20 protein-coding genes are annotated in these 17,947 nt (G+C 75.3%); 8 read left to right on the top strand and 12 right to left on the bottom strand.

Going from position 1 to position 17,947, the window contains the following annotated elements:
• Positions 1-8: 8 nt before the first annotated feature.
• Positions 9-791, bottom strand: coding sequence for a dioxygenase family protein (locus tag ACQ614_RS08435; RefSeq protein ID WP_431677764.1), 783 nt, complete (start codon positions 789-791; stop codon positions 9-11).
• 104 nt (positions 792-895) lie between these two features.
• Between ACQ614_RS08435 and ACQ614_RS08430 the strand changes: the two genes are divergently transcribed.
• Entirely contained in the window at positions 896-1,372 is a 477-nt protein-coding gene (locus ACQ614_RS08430) for a MarR family winged helix-turn-helix transcriptional regulator (protein ID WP_431677763.1), read from the top strand.
• 20 nt (positions 1,373-1,392) lie between these two features.
• Here ACQ614_RS08430 and ACQ614_RS08425 read toward each other — a convergent pair whose 3' ends face one another.
• From ACQ614_RS08425 to ACQ614_RS08410, 4 genes are all read right to left on the bottom strand, one after another.
• Complete coding sequence (locus tag ACQ614_RS08425; RefSeq protein WP_431677762.1) at positions 1,393-1,815, bottom strand: TOBE domain-containing protein; 423 nt, start codon at positions 1,813-1,815, stop codon at positions 1,393-1,395.
• Between the two features lie 52 nt (positions 1,816-1,867).
• On the bottom strand, positions 1,868-2,956 hold the full coding sequence (locus ACQ614_RS08420; protein WP_431677761.1) for a WD40/YVTN/BNR-like repeat-containing protein: 1,089 nt from the start codon (positions 2,954-2,956) through the stop codon (positions 1,868-1,870).
• Between the two features lie 320 nt (positions 2,957-3,276).
• Positions 3,277-4,683 carry a dihydrolipoyl dehydrogenase family protein gene (locus tag ACQ614_RS08415; RefSeq protein WP_431677760.1) on the bottom strand — a complete coding sequence of 469 codons (1,407 nt, stop codon included), beginning with the start codon at positions 4,681-4,683 and terminating at the stop codon, positions 3,277-3,279.
• Between the two features lie 99 nt (positions 4,684-4,782).
• A complete protein-coding gene (locus ACQ614_RS08410; RefSeq protein ID WP_431677759.1) occupies positions 4,783-6,339 on the bottom strand; it encodes an APC family permease in 1,557 nt (518 codons plus the stop codon).
• 142 nt (positions 6,340-6,481) lie between these two features.
• Between ACQ614_RS08410 and ACQ614_RS08405 the strand changes: the two genes are divergently transcribed.
• Entirely contained in the window at positions 6,482-7,117 is a 636-nt protein-coding gene (locus ACQ614_RS08405) for a TetR/AcrR family transcriptional regulator (protein WP_431677758.1), read from the top strand.
• 241 nt (positions 7,118-7,358) lie between these two features.
• On the opposite strand, the gene trxA is transcribed toward ACQ614_RS08405, so the two are convergent.
• Positions 7,359-7,754, bottom strand: a complete 396-nt coding sequence (gene trxA / locus ACQ614_RS08400; protein WP_431677756.1) for a thioredoxin — start codon at positions 7,752-7,754, stop codon at positions 7,359-7,361.
• A gap of 175 nt (positions 7,755-7,929) precedes the next feature.
• On the opposite strand from trxA, the gene ACQ614_RS08395 reads away from it, so the two are divergent.
• The 3 genes from ACQ614_RS08395 to ACQ614_RS08385 all read left to right on the top strand — a co-directional run bounded on the left by ACQ614_RS08395 (position 7,930) and on the right by ACQ614_RS08385 (position 10,091).
• On the top strand, positions 7,930-8,514 hold the full coding sequence (locus tag ACQ614_RS08395) for a hypothetical protein (RefSeq protein WP_431677754.1): 585 nt from the start codon (positions 7,930-7,932) through the stop codon (positions 8,512-8,514).
• A gap of 306 nt (positions 8,515-8,820) precedes the next feature.
• Positions 8,821-9,417: a sigma-70 family RNA polymerase sigma factor gene (locus tag ACQ614_RS08390; protein WP_363493688.1), complete on the top strand. Its 597-nt coding sequence runs from the start codon at positions 8,821-8,823 to the stop codon at positions 9,415-9,417.
• The gene (locus tag ACQ614_RS08385; RefSeq protein WP_431677753.1) at positions 9,414-10,091 is read left to right on the top strand and encodes an anti-sigma factor family protein; all 678 of its coding nucleotides are present in this window, start codon (positions 9,414-9,416) and stop codon (positions 10,089-10,091) included. The genes ACQ614_RS08390 and ACQ614_RS08385 overlap by 4 nt, the downstream gene beginning before the upstream one ends.
• 160 nt (positions 10,092-10,251) lie before the next feature.
• Here the strand turns inward: ACQ614_RS08385 and ACQ614_RS08380 are convergent, their stop codons facing one another.
• Together ACQ614_RS08380 and ACQ614_RS08375 are read right to left on the bottom strand one after the other, a co-directional pair.
• Positions 10,252-11,877 (bottom strand): FAD-dependent monooxygenase, encoded by a 1,626-nt coding sequence (locus ACQ614_RS08380; protein WP_431677752.1) that lies wholly within the window; start codon positions 11,875-11,877, stop codon positions 10,252-10,254.
• Positions 11,878-11,997: 120 nt separating this feature from the next.
• Positions 11,998-12,522, bottom strand: a complete 525-nt coding sequence (locus ACQ614_RS08375) for a DUF1990 family protein (RefSeq protein WP_431677750.1) — start codon at positions 12,520-12,522, stop codon at positions 11,998-12,000.
• Positions 12,523-12,702: 180 nt separating this feature from the next.
• Between ACQ614_RS08375 and ACQ614_RS08370 the strand changes: the two genes are divergently transcribed.
• Positions 12,703-12,861: a hypothetical protein gene (locus ACQ614_RS08370; protein ID WP_431677749.1), complete on the top strand. Its 159-nt coding sequence runs from the start codon at positions 12,703-12,705 to the stop codon at positions 12,859-12,861.
• 32 nt (positions 12,862-12,893) lie between these two features.
• Here the strand turns inward: ACQ614_RS08370 and ACQ614_RS08365 are convergent, their stop codons facing one another.
• Entirely contained in the window at positions 12,894-13,208 is a 315-nt protein-coding gene (locus tag ACQ614_RS08365) for a hypothetical protein (RefSeq protein ID WP_431677748.1), read from the bottom strand.
• On the opposite strand from ACQ614_RS08365, the gene ACQ614_RS08360 reads away from it, so the two are divergent.
• Entirely contained in the window at positions 13,200-13,472 is a 273-nt protein-coding gene (locus tag ACQ614_RS08360; protein ID WP_363493681.1) for a DUF1876 domain-containing protein, read from the top strand. The two genes, ACQ614_RS08365 and ACQ614_RS08360, sit on opposite strands and share 9 nt — an antisense overlap.
• A 66-nt stretch (positions 13,473-13,538) precedes the next feature.
• Here ACQ614_RS08360 and ACQ614_RS08355 read toward each other — a convergent pair whose 3' ends face one another.
• Both ACQ614_RS08355 and ACQ614_RS08350 read right to left on the bottom strand, forming a co-directional pair.
• Complete coding sequence (locus ACQ614_RS08355; RefSeq protein ID WP_431677747.1) at positions 13,539-14,813, bottom strand: MFS transporter; 1,275 nt, start codon at positions 14,811-14,813, stop codon at positions 13,539-13,541.
• An 81-nt stretch (positions 14,814-14,894) separates the two neighbouring features.
• Positions 14,895-16,103 (bottom strand): NAD(P)/FAD-dependent oxidoreductase, encoded by a 1,209-nt coding sequence (locus ACQ614_RS08350; RefSeq protein WP_431677746.1) that lies wholly within the window; start codon positions 16,101-16,103, stop codon positions 14,895-14,897.
• A 216-nt stretch (positions 16,104-16,319) separates the two neighbouring features.
• On the opposite strand from ACQ614_RS08350, the gene ACQ614_RS08345 reads away from it, so the two are divergent.
• Entirely contained in the window at positions 16,320-17,105 is a 786-nt protein-coding gene (locus ACQ614_RS08345) for a VOC family protein (protein ID WP_363498985.1), read from the top strand.
• Between the two features lie 30 nt (positions 17,106-17,135).
• On the opposite strand, the gene ACQ614_RS08340 is transcribed toward ACQ614_RS08345, so the two are convergent.
• The gene (locus ACQ614_RS08340; RefSeq protein ID WP_431677745.1) at positions 17,136-17,900 is read right to left on the bottom strand and encodes a DUF2470 domain-containing protein; all 765 of its coding nucleotides are present in this window, start codon (positions 17,898-17,900) and stop codon (positions 17,136-17,138) included.
• Positions 17,901-17,947 lie beyond the last annotated feature (47 nt).

Below are 17,947 nucleotides of genomic sequence, written 5' to 3'. Positions count from 1 at the left end.
GGCTCCGGTCAGCCGAGCTGGACGGACCGCTTGGCGAGGCCCATCCAGAAGCCGTCGATCACGCTGCGCTGGACGCCCAGGTCGGCCTCGCCGGCGCCGAGGGTGACGAACAGCGGGGCGAAGTGCTCGGTGCGGGGGTGGGCGAAGCGGCCGGCCGGTGCCTTGTGCTCGAAGTCGAGCAGCGCGTCGACGTCCTTCGCCTCCAGGGCGCGGCGGCCCCAGTCGTCGAACTCGGCCATCACCGAGGACACCCGGCCGTCGGTGCTCAGCGCCCGCAGGTTGTGGGTGAAGAAGCCGCTGCCGACGATCAGCACGCCCTCGTCGCGGAGCGGGGCGAGCCTGCGGCCGATCTCCATCAGCCGCTGCGGGTCCAGGGTGGGCAGCGAGACCTGCAGGACGGGGATGTCGGCATCGGGGTACATCTCGACCAGCGGCACGTACGCGCCGTGGTCCAGCCCGCGGTCCGGGATGTCCTGGACGGGCATGCCGGCGGTGCGCAGCAGCTTGCGGACGCCGTCGGCGAGGGCGGGCGCGCCCGGCGCCGCGTACTGCACCCGGTAGTAGTGCTCGGGGAAGCCCCAGAAGTCGTAGACCAGCGGCACGGTGGTGGTGGCGCCCAGCGCGAGCGGGGCCTCCTCCCAGTGGGCGGAGACCATGAGGATCGCGGTGGGCCGGGGCAGGTCGGCGGACCAGGCGGCGAGCTGGCCGGGCCAGACCGGGTCGTCGGCCAGCGGCGGCGCGCCGTGCGAGAGGTAGAGGGCGGGCATGCGCCCGGGGGCTGCGGTGCTCATGGTGGTCGTCCTCCCTGGCAGTCTCACCGGTGGTTCAAATTTTAACCATCTGTGTCGACGGTACACCCTCATTCAAATTTGAACAACCGCGGTAGGATCGACCCATGGACGAACCCCGTTGGCTGAACGAGAACGAGATGGCCGCCTGGCGCGGCTTCGTCGCCGCCACCAACCTGGTCGCCCGCCACCTGGAGCGCCAGCTCAAGGAGGACGCCGGCCTCTCGCACACCCAGTACGAGATCCTCGTCCAGCTCTCCGCCGCCCCCGACGGCTCCCTGCGGATGACCGACCTGGCCGACCGGCTGCTCACCTCCAAGAGCGGCCTCACCTACCAGGTCGGCCAGCTGGAGCGCAGCGGCCTGGTCTCCCGGCGCTCCTGCCCCAGCGACGTGCGCGGCGTCTTCGCCGAGATCACCGACCAGGGCTGGGAGGCGCTGCGCGCCGCGGCGCCCGGTCACGTCGCCGCCGTCCGCGAGGCCCTGATCGACGTCCTCACCCCCGCCCAGCTGACCTCGCTCGCCGACAGCCTCGGCACCGTGGCGAGCCGCCTCCGCTGCCGCGGCGACCGGCCCGGCGACTGACTTTCGGCCGGACCGGCTGATCAGGCGGCGTCGAGCGCGACCTCGGTGGCCTTGATCAGGGCGATGACGGGCGTGCCGACGGTCAGGCGCAGTTCGTCGGCGGCGTCCGCGGTGATGGCCGCGGTCAGCTCCACCCCGCCCTCGGCGCTGATCCGCACCCCCGCCATCGCGGGGCCGGCGGTGACCTCGGTGACCGTGCCGGGCAGCCGGTTGCGGATGCTCAGCCCGCTGATCGGACCGGTGGCCAGGGCGACCTCGGTGGCTTTGACCAGGGCGTGCACCGCACTGCCGGTCTCCAGGCCGAGGTCGCGGACGGCCTCGGTGGTGACGGCGGCGGTGAGCTCCACGCCCTCCGACACGGCCACGCGCACGGTGGCCATCACCGCGCCGGTGGTGACGCCGACGACGGTGCCCGGGATGCGGTTGCGGATGCTGAGACTCACGGACTTCTTCCTTGTGTGCAGGGGGTGCCTTGCTCGGAGGGGTAACGGGACGTCAACCGACGGCTGCGGCACGGACGCAGAGCACGTCGGGCAGGTGAGAGGTGATCAGCGACCAGTGGTCGCCCTCGTCGGCACTGCCGTAGACCTCGCCGTTGCGGTTGCCGAAGTACACCCCGGCCGGGTCGGCGTCGTCGGTGCACAAGGCGTCCCGCAGCACCACCCCGTAGTGGGGTTCGTCCGGCAGGCCGTCCGAGAGCGGCTGCCAGGTCTCGCCGGCGTCACGGGTGCGGAAGATCCGGCAGCGGTTGTCGACGGGGAGGCGGGCGTAGTCCGCGGCGAGCGGGAAGAGGTAGGCGGTGCCGCCGGTGCGGGGGTGGGTGGCCAGGCCGAAGCCGAAGACCGCGGGGAGGTTGCCGCCGATGTCCGTCCAGTTGGCGCCGCCGTCGTCGCTGCGGTACACGCCGCCGTGGTTCTGCAGGTAGAGGCGGTCCGGGTCGCCGGCGTCCCGGGCGACCTTGTGCACGCACTGCCCGAACTCCGGGTACTGGTCGGGCAGGAACTCGGCCCGGATGCCGTGGTTGGCGGGCGACCAGCTCTCCCCGCCGTCCTTGGTGCGGTAGACGCCGCCGGTGGAGACGGCGACCGTCACGGCCCGGGCGTCGCGCGGGTCGGTGAGCACGGTGTGCATGCCCTGGCCGCCGAAGCCGGCGTTCCACTCGGTGCGCTGCGGATGGTCCCAGAGCGCCCGGACGAGTTCGAAGGTCTCGCCCCGGTCGGTGGAGCGGAACAGCGCGGCCGGCTGCGTCCCGGCGTACACCACGCCCGGTGCCTCGTCGCCGGCCGGCCGCAGCTGCCAGACCCGCTCCAGCGAGGTGCCGGTGTCCTCGGGGAACCGCACCGCGGGCCGGGCCGGCTCCTGCCAGCTCGCACCGAGGTCGTCGGACCACCAGACGGAGGGCCCCCAGTGGCTGGAGTCCGCGCCCGCCAGCAGCCGCACGGCGCCGTCGCGGCGGTCGACCGCCAGCGAGTAGACGGCGTTCATCGCGAAGTGCGGGCCGGTGAACTCCCACTTCTCGCGGTCGGAACTCCGGCCCAGGAACAGGCCCTTCCGAGTCCCGACGGCCAACAGCACATCGGTCATGCAGCACCACCCGGTGAACGGTCGCGGCCCCCGCGCCAGTCTCCTCCGGGCCCGGTGCGGGTGCACGTCACCGCGCCGGGCGGCCGGCCGCGCCGTCGCCGGGACGGGCGGACCCCACCTCGGGCCGAAGGGCCCGCCGGTGCCGAAAGGGCTGGCCCCTCCTGCCCGTCGGCGGGGGAGGAGGGCGAGCGAGGGAGCGCAGCGACGGAGCACGGGGCACCTCCCGGCCGTCAGGCCGGGGGAGAGTGTCGGCGCCGGGTCAGGAGGGCCCGGAGGCGAGTGCGGCAGGCGGCGGCGATCCACGGGAGGGGCGTTCCCGGTCACTTCCCGTCGCGCCAGGCCTCCAGCAGCCGCAGCCACACCTCGCTCACCGTCGGGTAGGCGGGCACCGCGTGCCAGAGCCGGGAGACCGGCACCTCGCCGACCACGGCGACGGTCGCCGAGTGCAGCAGTTCGGCGACGGCCGGGCCGACGAAGGTCGCCCCGACCACCACCTCCCGGTCGAGGTCGACGACCAGCCGGGCCCGCCCGCGGTACCCGTCCGCGTACAGCCTCGCCCCGGCGACCGCGCCGAGGTCGTGGTCGACGGCGCGGACCCGCAGCCCGGCCTGCTCGGCGGCGGCCAGTGTGAGGCCGACGGCGGCGGCCTCCGGCTCGGTGAAGACGGCCTGCGGCGCCCCCGCGGTGTCGGCGGTCGCGCTGTGCGTGCCCCAGCGGGCGGTGTCGAGCCGCTCGCCGCGGGCCCGTGCGGCGATCGCGGCCCCGGCGATCCGCGCCTGGTACTTGCCCTGGTGGGTCAGCAGCGCCCGCCGGTTCAGGTCGCCCGCCGCGTACAGCCAGTCGCCGGGCACCCCGGCGACCGTGCAGCTGTCGTCGACGGCCGGCCAGGAGCCGGGCTCCAGACCGATGCTCTCCAGCCCCAGGTCGCCGGTGTTGGGGCGGCGCCCGGTGGCGTACAGCACCTGGTCGGTCTCGATCTCGGACCCGTCGGCGAGGGTGAGCACCACCCCGCCGTCCCGCCGCACAGCGACGACCTCGGCGTGCCGCACCCGGACGCCGGCGGCCTCCAGCCCGTCCGCGACCAGCTCGCCGGCGAAGGGCTCCATCCGGCCGAGCAGCCTGCCGCGGGCCAGCAGCACCACCTCGCTGCCGAGGGACCGCCAGGCCGCCGCCATCTCCACCGCGACCACGCCGCCGCCGACCACCGCCAGCCGCCGGGGGACGTCCTGCGCGGAGGTGGCCTCCCGGCTCGTCCACGGGTCGGCCTCGGCGAGCCCCGGCACCTCGGGCAGGGCGGGCGAGCTGCCGGTGCACAGCGCCACCGCATGGCGGGCCGTCAGGACGCGCCCGCCGTCGACCTGCACGGCGCGCTCGCCGACCAGCCGGCCGTGGCCGCGCACCAGGTCGATGCCGACGCCGTCCAGCCACGCCACCTGGTCGTCGTCGTTCCAGTGGTCGGCGAAGGCGTCCCGGCGGGCCAGCACCGCGGCCGCGTCCAGGCCCTCGCCGACCGACACCCCGGCCACCGCCCGCGCATGGGCGGCGGCCGAGTGCGGGCGCAGCAGCGCCTTGCTGGGCATGCACGCCCAGTACGAGCACTCGCCGCCGACCAGTCGGCTCTCCACCAGTACGGTGCGCAGGCCGGCCGCGGCCGTCCGGTCGGCCAGGTTCTCGCCGGTCGAGCCCCCGCCGACCACCACCACGTCGTACTCGTCCGTCTGCGCCACGTGTGCCCTCGCTTCCGCTCGCCGCCGTCCGGCCCGGGCCCATCCTGCCCCGTGGCGGCGCCCGCTGTCGGCTCGCCGCGCCCTCGGACCGCCGCGTCCTCAGACCACCGCCTTCGCGAGCCCGTCCTGCTCCTGCCGGTCCTGGCCCGGCGCCCGCATCAGCCGCTGCGGGCGCCGCACCAGGAGGTAGCCGAGCCCGGCCAGGGTGACCGCGCCGGTGCCGAGCAGCGCCGCCCACACCTGGTACCAGGGGGCTCCGGGCGGTGCCAGCAGGGCGCGCGGCCAGCAGATGTTGACCACCTCCAGGCCCGTCCACAGCACCGCGAGCACATTCAGCGGTGTGCCCCAGCGGCCGTACGAGACCTCGCCCGCAGGGCGCCAGGCGCCGCGCAGCCGGGCGGCCAGGGCGACCGCGGTGAGCAGGAAGAAGGGGAGGAAGGTGGCCGCGGTGCCGAAGGCGATCAGCGAGCCGATCGCGGTGGACTCCAGGCCGAGCGGCAGCGCCGCACTGCTGACCAGGGTGGCGGCGACCAGGCCGCCGATCGGCGCGCCGTGCCGGTTGACCTTCCGCACCTGCGCGGAGAACGGGAACACCCCGTCGCGGGCGAGCGAGTACAGACCGCGGGCGGCGCCGCCCTGCGAGGCCATCAGGCAGGCGGTGAAGCTGACCAGCACCACCAGCACGAAGGGCTTCGCCGACCAGTCGCCGAAGCCGGCGGTGACCGCGGTGGTGACCGGGTCGAGGTCGGTGCCGGCGACCACCGCCGCCGGGTCCGGGTGGGCCAGCGGCACGGCGACGGCGTTGAGGATCACCACCAGGCCGACGCCGAGCAGCGACCAGCGCATCGCCCGCGGCACCTGGCGGGCCGCGTCCTTGGTCTCCTCCGCGGTGGAGACGCAGGCGTCGAAGCCGATGAACGCCCAGCCGCCGACGGCGACCACCGCCAGGAAGGAGAGCAGCGGGCCCGTGCCGGTGGCCGCCGGGGCGCCCAGCGTGTCGGTGAGCAGCCCGAGCCCGTGCTTGCGGAAGAACAGCAGCAGGGCCAGGCCCACCAGCACCGAGGCGACTGCCTCCGCCGCGATCCCCAGCGAGACGAACCGGCGCAGCAGGGTGATCCCGTACGCGTTGACCAGGGTGCAGAACAGCATGAAGCCGAACGCGGCCAGCACCAGCTGCGCCGGGGTCGGGGTCGCGCCGAACAGTGCGAAGAACCAGGGCGCCGCCAGGTAGGCGACCGTGGTGTTGGCGAACATCACCGCGAACTGCCAGAGCCAGCCGGTCAGCCAGGCGAACGACGGTCCGGCGAGGCGCCGGCTCCACTGGTAGGCGCCGCCCGCCAGCGGCCACTGCGAGGCGAGCTCGGAGTACACGCAGACCACCAGCAGCTGGCCGAGCAGGCAGACCGGCAGCGCCCACACCCAGGCGCCGCCGGCCACACCGATGCCGACCTGGGCGACGGCGTACAGGCCGACGACGGGGGAGACGACGGCGAAGCCCATGGAGATGTTGCCGAGGACCCCGAGGCTGCGCCGCAGCTCCTGCCGGTAGCCGAGGGCCTCGAGCCGTTCGGCGTCCGAGGGGCCGCCGGGGCCGTTCGGTCCGTCCGTGCTGCCGGGGTCGTCAGGTCCGTGCGGTCGTGGGGGAGTGGTCGTCATGCGGTCCGCCTTGCCGTCGCCGAGCCGAAAACTAACTTAGTTAGTTCGGGACGGTAGCCCGGACCGGCCGGTAGCGGAAGGGACCGACACCAGGCTGTAACGTGGCCGCTCGACCGGGACGCGCGAACAGAGGACGGGACACGTGGGGCGACCGACCAGGCCGCTGCTCAGCAGGGCGGTCATCGCACGGGCCGCCCTGGACGTCGTCGACGCCACCGGCCCCGACGGCCTCACCATGCGCGCCCTCGCCGACCGCCTCGGCGTCAAGGCCGCCTCGCTCTACAACCACGTCTCCGGCAAGGACGACCTCCTCGACGACCTCGCCGAACTGGTCAACGCCGAGATCGACCTCGCCCCGCTCGACGACCCCGACTGGCGCCGCGGCCTCGCCCGCTACGCCCACGGCTACCGGGCCGTCTTCCTGCGCCACCCCAACACCATCGCGCTGCTCGCCCGCCGCCGCGTCGAGGCCGACCGCCAGCTGCGCACCTACGACGCCCTGCTCGCCGCCCTCGCCAGGGCGGGCCTCGACCCCGCCGACGCCGCCGAGGCCGCCGCCGCCCTGGACTACCTCGTCCTCGGCTCGGCCCTGGAGACGTTCACCGCCGGCTTCACCCGCGACGCCGCCGACTACCGCCCCCGCCACCCCGCGCTCGCCGACGCCCTCACCGCCTCCGCCGCCCGAGGCCCCGGACTCGACGACCGCGGCTTCGGCCTCGCCCTCCGGCTCCTCCTGAACGGCCTCGGGCGTTCCCCCGAAGGTCATGGGTGCCCATAAGGGGCGCGGGGAACTGCGCGATTCGGATGTGTGCCGCCGTACAAGATCGCGGCTTGCCCGTGCTGTCGTGGCACCCGCACTCGGACTGCGCAGTTCCGCCCCTGGCCTCCGGCCGGAAGGTGCGGCGCCAGTGAGCCCCTGAATCGACCCGAGCACCCTTGAAGCGCGTCTGTGCCCCGTCATGCAGCGGCGCCCCCGGGCCGGTGACCCGGGGGCGCCGCTGCATTGCGTGATCGCGTGCTCAGGACTGCGCCGCGGCCTCCGCCTCGGCGCGGGCCTTCGCCACCTTCTCGTGCACCTCGGCCATGTCGAGCTTCCGGGCCTGGGCGATCAGGTCCTCCAGTGCGGGCTCGGGGAGCGCGCCGGGCTGTGCGAAGACCAGCACGCCCTCGCGGATGATCGCCAGCGTCGGGATCGACTGCACGTCGAACGCCGCCGCCAGCTCCTGCTGAGCCTCGGTGTCGACCTTCGCGAAGACGAGGTCGGGGTGCCGCTCGGCGGCCTTCTCGAAGATCGGGCCGAACATCCGGCACGGGCCGCACCAGGCCGCCCAGAAGTCGATCAGAACGAAGTCCTTGCCCTCCGGACCGGGAACGATCGCGTCGAAGTTCTCCGTGGTCAGCTCGACCGTGCTCATCTGCCCTACCTGCCCTTCGGAAGTGGTCCGGTGGCGTCAACCCGGTCCGCCCCCGAGGTATTCCGAAGATTTTTTCCACCGCGTTGAGTCGATCCGGCGCCGCAGCCGTATTCACCGGTGCGGGCGCGGGGAGAGCGCCCGGACACACCGGACTCACACCGTGGGGGAATCAGCCATGCCCGACATCCGCCGTACCGCCCTGCTCGCCGCCTCCGCCGCCGCCGTGATCGCCCTGGTCACCGCCTGCGAATCCGACGGCTACGGCAGCAACAACGCGGGCGGGACCACCGCCCCGGCCGCGAGCGCGCCCGCCACGCCGAACAGCCCGTCGGAGCAGTCCCCGACCTCCCCGGCGCCCGCCGGCGGCGGTACGGGGCTGCAGACCGCGACCTCCTCGACGCTCGGCACCATCGTCACCGACGGCAGCGGCTACACGCTCTACCGCTTCGACAAGGACACCGCCAAGCCGCCGGTCTCCAACTGCAACGGTGACTGCGCCAAGCTCTGGCCGCCCGTGATGGCGAGCGACAACCCGCAGCTCAAGGGCATCGACGCCAAGCTGGTCTCCACCGTCACCCGCGCCGACGGGAGCAAGCAGGTCACCCTGAACGGCTGGCCGCTCTACCGCTACACCCCCGACACCAAGCCCGGCGACACCAAGGGCCAGGGTGTCGGCGGCATCTGGTGGGCCGTCACCCCGACCGGTGCCAAGGCGGCGGCCGCCGCCTCGCCCGCCACCGGCGGCGGCTACGGCTACTGACACCCGACGACCGTCACCGGCAGCCGGCGGAGAACCCGCGGCTGCCGGACAGGCCCGGCCCGCCGGCACGTCGGCACCGCCCGACACCGGCGGCCGCGGCCGACGGCACTGTGGGCCCGGCCGCCGGTCGGGGAGTCGGGTGCGGCGCGGGCGCCCGCGCCGCACCCACCACCGTTATCGACAGGAACCGCCCCCGACTTGAGGGCCTCGAGGGCCGCGGCGACCCCGGATCTTCCGGGGCGCCGCACCCTTTGCCCCGTCCCGATCCGTCCCGACCCGGGGCAACGTCTCGACCTGGAGGTGCGCGTGCGCAAGGATGGCGCCGTGACCGAGCATCCGTACCGTCGGAGGGCGGGCGCCGGAGGTCCGCCGTCCGACGGCGGCCCGGCCGCGGCGCCAGACGAGGAACTGATGCGTGCCCTGTACCGGGACCATGCGGGCCCGCTGTTCGGCTTCGTGCTGCGCCTGGTGGGCGGCGACCGGCAGCGGGCCGAGGACGTGGTGCAGGAGACGCTGGTCCGCGCCTGGCGCAACATCCACCGTCTGGACGACACCGCCACCGGCTCCCTGCGCCCGTGGCTGGTGACGGTGGCCAGACGGATCGTGATCGACGGCCACCGCAGCAGCATGGCCCGCCCGCGGGAGGTCGACCCCGCGCCGCTGGAGCTGCTGCCCGCCGAGGACGAACTCGAGAAGGCACTGCGGCTGATGACCATCTCCGACGCGCTGGACGACCTGACCGACGCGCACCGCGAGGTCATCGTCGAGACGTATCTCAAGGGACGTACCGTCAACGAGGCCGCCGCGGAACTCGGTATTCCCGCGGGTACGGTCAGGTCGCGCATCTTCTACGGGCTGCGCGCCCTGAAGATCGCGCTGGAGGAGCGAGGAGTGACATCGTGACGTCGCACCACGGGCAGCACGTCGACGTCGGCGCGTACATCCTCGGTGTCCTCGACCCGGAGGACCTCGAGCGCTTCGAGGTGCACCTCGCCGGCTGCGCGGTGTGCGCCGCCGAGATCGACGAACTCTCCGGCGTGGCACCGCTGCTGGCGGAACTCGCCGATGCCGGGCCGGTGGCCGCGCCCCCGTCCCCGCAACTGCTGGACCGGTTGGTCGGCGAGGTCTCCGCGACCCGGAGACGCAGTCGCGTGCGCCGACTGGCGCTGGTCGCCGCCGCGGCGGTGCTGGTGGTCGGCGGCCCGCTGGCCACCCTGGCTGCGACCGGCGGTGACGACCACACGCCGCCGCCCGCCGCGGTCGCGCAGTTCGCCGCCACCGACCCGGCCACCGGTGTCTCCGCGCACGTCGGCGTCGAGCCGAAGAAGTGGGGCAGCAGCATCAGCCTGTCGCTGTCCAACGTGACCGGGCCGAAGAACTGCGACCTGGTCGCGGTCTCCCGGACCGGTGAGCGGCAGACGGTCACCACCTGGGCGGTGCCTGCCACCGGCTACGGCACCGACGCACTGCAGACCACCGGCGGTGCGGCCCTCGCCCCGGGCGACATCGACCACTTCGAGGTCCGCACCCTCGACGGCAACCAGCTGCTGGTCTCCGTTCCCGCGAAGAGCGCCTGACGCCCTCCTCGTCCGACCCCCTGCTCCGCCCCGACCGGTACCGCGCCCCGGCCGGGGCGGCCGTGCGGGGGAGCCCGGTGGGCCGGTGCGGTCGGGCCGGTGCGGTCGGGCCGGTGCGGTCGGGCCGGTGCGGTCGGGCCGGTGCGGTCGGGCCGGGCGGTCATGTCGGGGCGAAGGTGCGGTGCAGCAGGGCGGCGATCCCGGACGGGTCGGCCGGGTGGACGCGGCCGGCGAGGTAGCCGTCCGGGCGCACCAGGAAGGCCTCGGAGCCGCGGGCCCCGTACGCGGTGCGGAACTCGTCCAGGCCGTCGCGCACGGCCGGGACGGCGAGCCCGTCCGCGCCGTTGCCGGGGGCTACCACGGCGTACACGTCGAGCTCGCCGCGGGCCGCCTCGCGGGCGGCCTCGGCGCAGGCGGCCGGCAGGCCGTCGGCCGCGTCGGGGCCCAGGTACAGCAGCAGGGTGTGGTCGGGGCCGCGGAGCAGGTCGAAGAGCCGCTGCGGGAAGGCCGCGAGGGCCTGGACGAGACCGCGGCAGTCCGGCGCCCGGTCGCCGGGCCGGACGGGTAGGTCCGCGGCGCCGTCCGCCGCGTCCGGGCCGAGCAGCGGGCTGTCCGGGTAGCCGACCAGCAGTTGGGCCTCGCGGCGCAGCACGTCCTCCATGCTGCGGCCGTCCGAGCCGATGCCCTGCCTGGCGTGCCGGACGGTGCGGCCGACGACCTCCTCGCCGATCGGGTGCCGTTCGGCGTGGTAGCTGTCGAGGAGGGCGTCCCCGGCGGCGCCGCGCAGCACCAGGGCGAGTTTCCAGGCCAGGTTGTACGCGTCCTGGATGCCGGTGTTCATGCCCTGGGCGCCGGTCGGCGGGTGGATGTGCGCCGCGTCCCCGGCGACGAACACCCGTCCCGCCCGGTAGCGGTCGGCCAGCCGGTGGCTGATCCGGAACACCGAGGACCAGCGCAGTGCCGAGACGGTCGCCGGCCGCGGTGACAGCCGGTCGACGACGGCCTGGAGGTGTTCGACGCCGGGCGGCCCGCCGGCGTCGAGGCCGTGCGCGATGCCGTCCGGGCCGCTCGCGTCCCGCACCAGCTCGGGGGCGGCGACCGCCGTCACCCGGTAGCGGCCCCGCCCGGGCAGCGGGATCGCGACCAGCCCGTCGTCGGGTGCGCCGTTCGGGAGGTGCCGCACCGCCCGCACCGCGTACCCCTCGGGCATGTCCCAGTCGAGCTCCACGTCGCCGAGCATGTACGACTCGGTGAAGGCGCCGCCCCCGAAGTCCAGCCCGAGCCCCTTGCGCACCCGGCTGTGGGCGCCGTCGCAGCCGACCAGGTAGCGGCAGCGGACGTGTTCCGTCCCGGTCGGCGTCTGCAGCACGGCGTGGACCCCGTCGGCGTCCTGCTCGAAGGAGAGCAGCTCGCAGCCGCGCTCCACCCGGGTGCCGTACCCCTCCAGGTGCCCGGTGAGCAGGTCCTCGGTGGTGTACTGCGGCAGCGCGGCGAAGCCGTACGGCACGTCGGGCGGCAGCCGCAGCTCGATCCGCGGCTGCTCCAGGCCGTCGATCCAGCTCAGCTGGCCGCGCAGCGGCACGGCGGCGGCGAGCGCCTGCCGGGCCAGGCCCATGGTGTCCCAGATCTCCAGGGTGCGGGGCTGGACGCCGACGGCCTTGGCGTAGCGGTGCGGTAAGGCCAGCCGGTCGACGATCCGGCAGTCGGCGCCGTGCCGCCGCAGCTCCGCGGCGGCCGTGAGCCCCACCGGCCCGGCCCCGACCACCAGTACGTCCGTGTCCACCATGGCCGGCTCCCTCTGCCGCGGGCGTGCTCCGCCTTCCAGCGTGTGCACCCCGCGGTGCCGCTGCCACTCGCGGCGGGCGGCGCGGCGGCGGGTGTCGACCCGGCCGGTGCGCGTGTGGGGTCAGCCGCCGGGTGCGGCCCGGCGGGCCGTGATCCTGCGCAGGGTGCGGCCGCAGTGCCGGGCGTAGAGCCGCTGGAAGAGCGGGACCAGTGGGCCCGCGAGGCGGGTCAGGAGGGTGCCGGGCCGGCTGAAGGCGGTGACGGTGAACCGGACGGTGCCGTCCGCGGCGAGCTCGACGACGAAGGACTCCTCGCCGCACTCCGGGTGGCCGGCCAGGGTGCCGTAGGCGAAGCCCGCGCGGCGGGGCTCGTCGACGGCCCAGACGACCTCGCAGGGCGCTGTGACCCGTACCGGCCCGGCCCCGATCGTGCACGTGACCCGGGTGCCGGCGGTGGCGTTCGGCGCATCGGCGGTGATCCGGACCCCGGCCGCCCGGTGCATCAGCCAGGTGGTGACCGCCTGCCCCGCCACCGCGAAGTCCTCCGGCCCGCGGCCGACCGTGGTGCGGTGGTGCAGGTGGTGGTAGCCGGCCGGGAGCGGGCCGGTGCCTGCGGTTGCCCCGACCTCCGGGTAGGTGAAGCTCATGCGCGGGCCTCCTGGAGTCGAACTGAACGCGTTCAAGATAGCTGGTGCTGCGGCGCCGGCCGGGCGCACACTGGAGGGGGAAGGAGGCCGCGCCCGCCCTGCCGGTCCGCCGCGCGGACGGCCGGACCCAGGCCGCCGCAGCAGGCGGTCCCGGCCCGACCGCGAGGCGCGGAAGCCGCCATGTCACCCGCCGTCCCGCTGATCTGCCCCCGCTGCGGACTGCCGCAGCGCGTCGTCCCCGGAGGGCCTCAGCGCCCGGTCAAGGTGGTGCACGCCGACACCGGCCGCGAGGGCTGCGAGCGCCCCGACACCGGCCCCGGGGCACCTGCCGCCCGCTGACGTGCCGCGAGGTGCCGGGAGGTGCCCCGGCCTCAGGCCGCCGCGACCCGCGGGGCCGCCGACAGCGTGGCGGATATGGCGCGGGCGGTGTCGAAGGCGCCGATCGGATCGTTCGTCCGCGTCCACGGGTAGGCGCCGCACCACGGCCCGATCAGCCGGAACTGCTCCAGGGCCAGGTCGTGGCGGCCCGCCCGCGCCAGGTAGTGCGCCAGCAGGTGCCGCAGCGCGGGCAGCCGCTCGCGCCGACGGGAATGCCCGGGGGCGCGCCGCCCGGGTCGTGTTGGCGGGGTTCCGGGCCGCGGCGCACGCTGGAGGGGAAACCCCAGGAGGTGTCCGCCATGATGCACACACTCGTCGGATGGCACATCGAGTTGGAGTTCCAGGAGGAGGGCGACCGGACGAAGGCGGTCGCGCTCGTCCGGCTCTCCGACGGCACCGAGGTGCGCTCGCACGGCTTCAGCACCCGGCACCACGCCGACAGCCCGCAGCCCAGGGTGGGCGAGGAGGTCGCCGGCGCGCGGGCGCTCAACGACCTGGCCATGCAGTTGCTCACCAAGGCCCACGGCGAACTGAAGGAGGGCGCCGCAGCCTCCGACCGCCCGCTGATGTAGCCCCCGGCACCCGCGGCCCGGCCGGGGCGCCGCACCCCGGCCGGTACGCCGCGGCGCTGCCCGGTGCTACCCGGCGGCGCCGACCGCCGGTCCGGGTCCCGCCGCGGATGCACCCCCGTTCCCGGCCGCCGCCGCGGACGGCCGGGAACGCTCGGCCAGCCGCACCGCGGGCCCGGTCGCCGCGCCCGCCAGGGCGAACAGCCCGCCCAGGACCAGCCAGCCCGCCGTGCCGCCGCCCAGCACCAGCGAGGTGAGCAGCACCGGCCCGACCATCCGCGCGACCGCCGTCCCGGTGCCGTAGAAGCCCTGGTACTGGCCCTGCCGGTCGGCCGGGGCCAGCCCGAAGCCGATCTCCCAGGAGCCGGCGGCCAGCATCATCTCCCCGGCCACCTGCAGGGCCGCCGCCAGCAGCAGCACGGCCGCCGCCGTCCACGGGGAGGTGCCCGACGAGGACGCCGCGAACGCGGCACAGCACGCCAGCAGCAGTACCCCCGCCCACCGGACGTACCGGGCGGCCGAGGCGAGCCCGTCCACCCCGCGCGCCACCCGCACCTGGCAGACCACCACGGTCAGCGTGTTCAGCACCAGCAGTGCGGCCGTCAGCCAGTCCGGTGCCGCCGTCCGCCCGACGGTCCAGAGCGGCACGATCAGCGACAGCAGCGGCATGTAGAGCAGCATCACCGTGTTCAGCAATGCCAGCAGCGCGTACGGCCGGTCGCGCAGCACGGCCAGCCGCGGCTCGCCCGCCACCACTGCGGCCGGTGCCACCGACGGCAGCCGCGACAGCAGCACCGCCGCGGCGAGGAAGCTCAGCGCGTCCACCGCCAGCACCGTCCGGTACGCGGCCGGGGTGTCCAGGTGCAGGGCCGCGCCGCCCATCGCCGCGCCCACCGCGAGACCCGCGTTGACCGTCGACTGCAGGTAGGCGCGGACCTCCGTCCGCCGGCCCGGCTCCACCAGCCCGGCCAGCAGCGCCTGGCGGGCGGCGGACAGGCCGCTCTGCGCGCAGCCGTACAGCAGCGCACCCGCCAGGAACACCCCGAACGAGCCGGCGGCCAGCAGGACGCCCACCGCCGCCGAGGTGGCGACGGCCAGCAGCACCGCCACGCCGCGCGGCCCGCGCCGGTCGGCGAGGTGCCCGAGCGGCACGCCCGCGACGGCGCCGGCCGCCCAGCCGAGCGTCAGCCCGAGGCCGATCTGGGTCGCCGACAGCCCGACGACGCGAGTGAAGTACAGCGCCGAGCAGACCAGGTACGCGCCGTCGCCGAGCGCATTGGTCAGCTGGGCGCCCGCCAGCCCGCGGGCCGGGCCCGGGGGCGGCAGCAGTCCTCGGTGCGGCATGGCGGTCCCTCCCCGGCGACGGTCTCCGGGCCGAACCCTAGGTCATGCCACCGACAGATCGGTCCGGCACCGGAACGCCCGTCAGCCCGCGAGCTCCGCCAGCGGGACGCCGGTGTCGGCGAGCCGGGCCGTGTCCACCGGCCGGCCCGAGCGGACCAGGTCGCGGATCGGGTCGACGACGTCCCACACGTTCACGTTCATGCCGGCGAGCACCCGCCCGCCCGACATCCAGAACGCGATGAACTCCCGCCCCGGGACGTCCCCGCGGAACACCACCTCGTCGTACCCCTCGGGCTCCGCGTAGCCGGTGTACTCCATGCCGAGGTCGTACTGGTCGGTGAAGAAGTACGGCACCCGGTCGTACACCGCGTCCTGACCGAGCATCGACTTCGCCGCCGTGGCGGGCTGGTTGAGCGCGTTCGCCCAGTGCTCGACCCGGATCGGCTTCCCGAACAGCGGGTGGAAGGCGTTGGCGACGTCGCCGGCGGCGAAGACGTCCGGGTGCGAGGTGCGCAGGTGCTCGTCGGTGCGGACACCGTTCTCCACCGTCAGCCCGGCGGCCTCGGCGAGCCGGGTGTTGGGGGTGATGCCGACGCCGACGACGACCGTGTCCGCGGGCACCAGGGCGCCGTCGGCCAGCCGCACCCCGCCGTCCTCCACCGCCGCGACCTTCACGCCGAAGCGCAGGTCCACGCCGTGCGCCCGGTGCAGATCCGCGAAGACCTGTGCGACCTCGCGGCCCAGCACCCGCAGCAGCGGCAGTTCGGCGACCTCGAGCACCGTGACTTCTGCGCCGGCGAGCCGGGCGGCCGCCGCCGTCTCCAGGCCGATCCAGCCGGCCCCGACGATGACGATCCGCGCGCCCGGGGCGAACTGCGCCCTGATCCGCTCGCTGTCGCCGACCCGGCGCAGCTTCAGCACCTCCGGCCGGTCGCCGCCCGGGACGGGCAGCGGGCGCGGCGAGGCCCCGGTGGCCAGCAGCAGCTTGGCGAAGCCCACCCGGCTGCCGTCGGCGAGGGTCACCGTGTGCCCGTCCGGGTCGATCGCGGTCACCGCCGTGCCCAGGCGCAGTGTCACGTCGTTGGCGGCGTACCAGTCCGCCGGGTGGACCTCGAACTCGGCGCGCGGCGTCTTCCCCTGCAGATAGCCCTTGGAGAGCGGCGGCCGCTCGTACGGCAGGTCGGGCTCCTCGCCGATCAGCTCGATCGGGCCGGTGTGGCCCTCCGCGCGCAGTGCCTCGGCGGCCTTCGCCCCGGCCAGGCTCGCACCGACGATGACGTACGGCTCCATGCTCGCTCCCTTGCTCGACTCCGCCGCCCGCCGACCGGGCACGCCACACCGGAGCATGCCTTCCCGCGGGCCGATCGGTGCCGTCGACACCCCGGCGCGCGCCCCTCCCGCGGCCGTGCCGGGGTCGTGCGCCCGGGGATGCGCGCGCTGATCCGACGCGAACGGTCCGACACGCCCTAGGCTGAGCAGCGCCACGAACCGGAAGGAGACGCCCGCATGGGTGAGCAGAAGGCCAGGGTGCGGTGCGTACCGGCGGTGCCGTGCTGGGTCAGCCTGATGGCCCGGGACCTCGGCGTCGCCCAGGCCTTCTACGGCCCCCTGCTCGGCTGGGCCTTCGAGCCCGGGCCGGACCGCTGGGGCGACTACGTGTGGGCGGTGGTCGACGGTGTGGAGGTGGCCGGCATCGGGGTGATGGCCGGGGACTGGCAGCCGCCGGTGGCGTGGACGACGTACTTCGGCATCGAGAGCGCCGACCGGGCCGGCGAGCGCGTCCGGGAGCGCGGCGGCACGCTGGCGGTCGGCCCGCTCTCCTTCGACGCGGGGAGGGTGGCGCTGGCCGCCGACCCGCAGGGCGCGGCCTTCGGGATCTGGGAGGGCGAGCCCGGGTTCGAGACCTGGATGAGCGAGCCGGGGGCCCCGGTCTGGATCGAGCTGCGCAGCCCGGACCCGTTCGCCGCGGCGCTGTTCTACGGCGAGGTGTTCCGCTGGGACTCCCGCGACATCGACCACTTCGAGGTCCGCTACGAGCACGAGCGGGTGGTGCTGCGCTCGGAGGGCCGCAGTGTGGCGGCGCTGCGGGCGGCCCTCGGCGGCGTCCCGCACTGGGAGGTGTTCTTCTCCGTCGCCGACACCGACGAGGCCGTCCGCCGGGCGGTCGAGCTCGGCGGCAGTGTCGCGGCGCCCGCCGAGGACGGGCCGTACGGCCGGACGGCCCGCCTGCGGGACACCGAGGGCGGGCACTTCTCGGTGATCGGTCCGGGCCACACCCTGCAGGAGAGCTGACCCGGGCGGGCTTCCCAGCGGCCGGCCTGCTCAGCGGTCGGCGGTGGCGTGCGCGAAGAGCCGCCGCATGGCCTCGGGGAGTTCCTCGGCGCACCGCACCGGGCGGCGGAACTCGAAGCGGGCGTCGAGCATCCGGCCGTCCTCGCCGAGCAGCCGCAGCCGCAGGCCGAAGCGGTCCAGGGCGACCGGCCGCACCTCGCGGATCGCGTCGGCGTCCGGTGCGCAGCGCTGCCCGGCGGCGCGCAGGCCGAGCGCGTGCACCTGGTCGGCGTGGGACGCGGCCAGGTGCTGGAGCAGCAGGGCCTCCTCGCGGGCGACCGGGTCGGGTGCGGCGGCGGCGAAGGCGGCCGGGTCGACGCAGCACTCGCTGCCCCACAGGTCCTCCACCGCGAGGTGTTCGGGCACCAGGCAGAGCAGCACCCGGCCCTCGGCGCGGCGGTGCGGGAAGAGCGCCTCGATGCGGGCCGGGGTGGCCTGCGAGAGCACGGTGAGCGGGCCCTGGACGGCGGCGCGGCCGCGGATGCGGTACGGCAGGGCGACCGGTGCGACGTCCACGGCGTCCAGCTCGGCGGTCACCGGGCCGTCCCCGCGGGCGAGGACGGCGATCCGGTGCAGCGGCGAGGTCTCCCCGACGAGGACGGCGACGGCCCCGTCCGGGAGCACCGCGCAGTCGACGAAGGGCGGGAGCCCGGGGCGCTCGACCAGGTCGATCCCCGGCACGTCCAGGACCACCGAGGAGGCGCACTCCAGCAGCGTACGGATTCGTTCTGCACCACTCGGCACGGCGTCGGACATCGCCCCTCCTCATCAGGTTAGGTAAGCCTAGCCTAATCTTCGGATTG

The sequence above is a fragment of the Kitasatospora dryopteridis genome (assembly GCF_050749075.1).
GTDB lineage: Bacteria > Actinomycetota > Actinomycetes > Streptomycetales > Streptomycetaceae > Kitasatospora.
The sequence above is the reverse complement of the archived record's forward strand: the minus strand, read 5'-3'. Positions and strand labels throughout refer to the sequence as shown.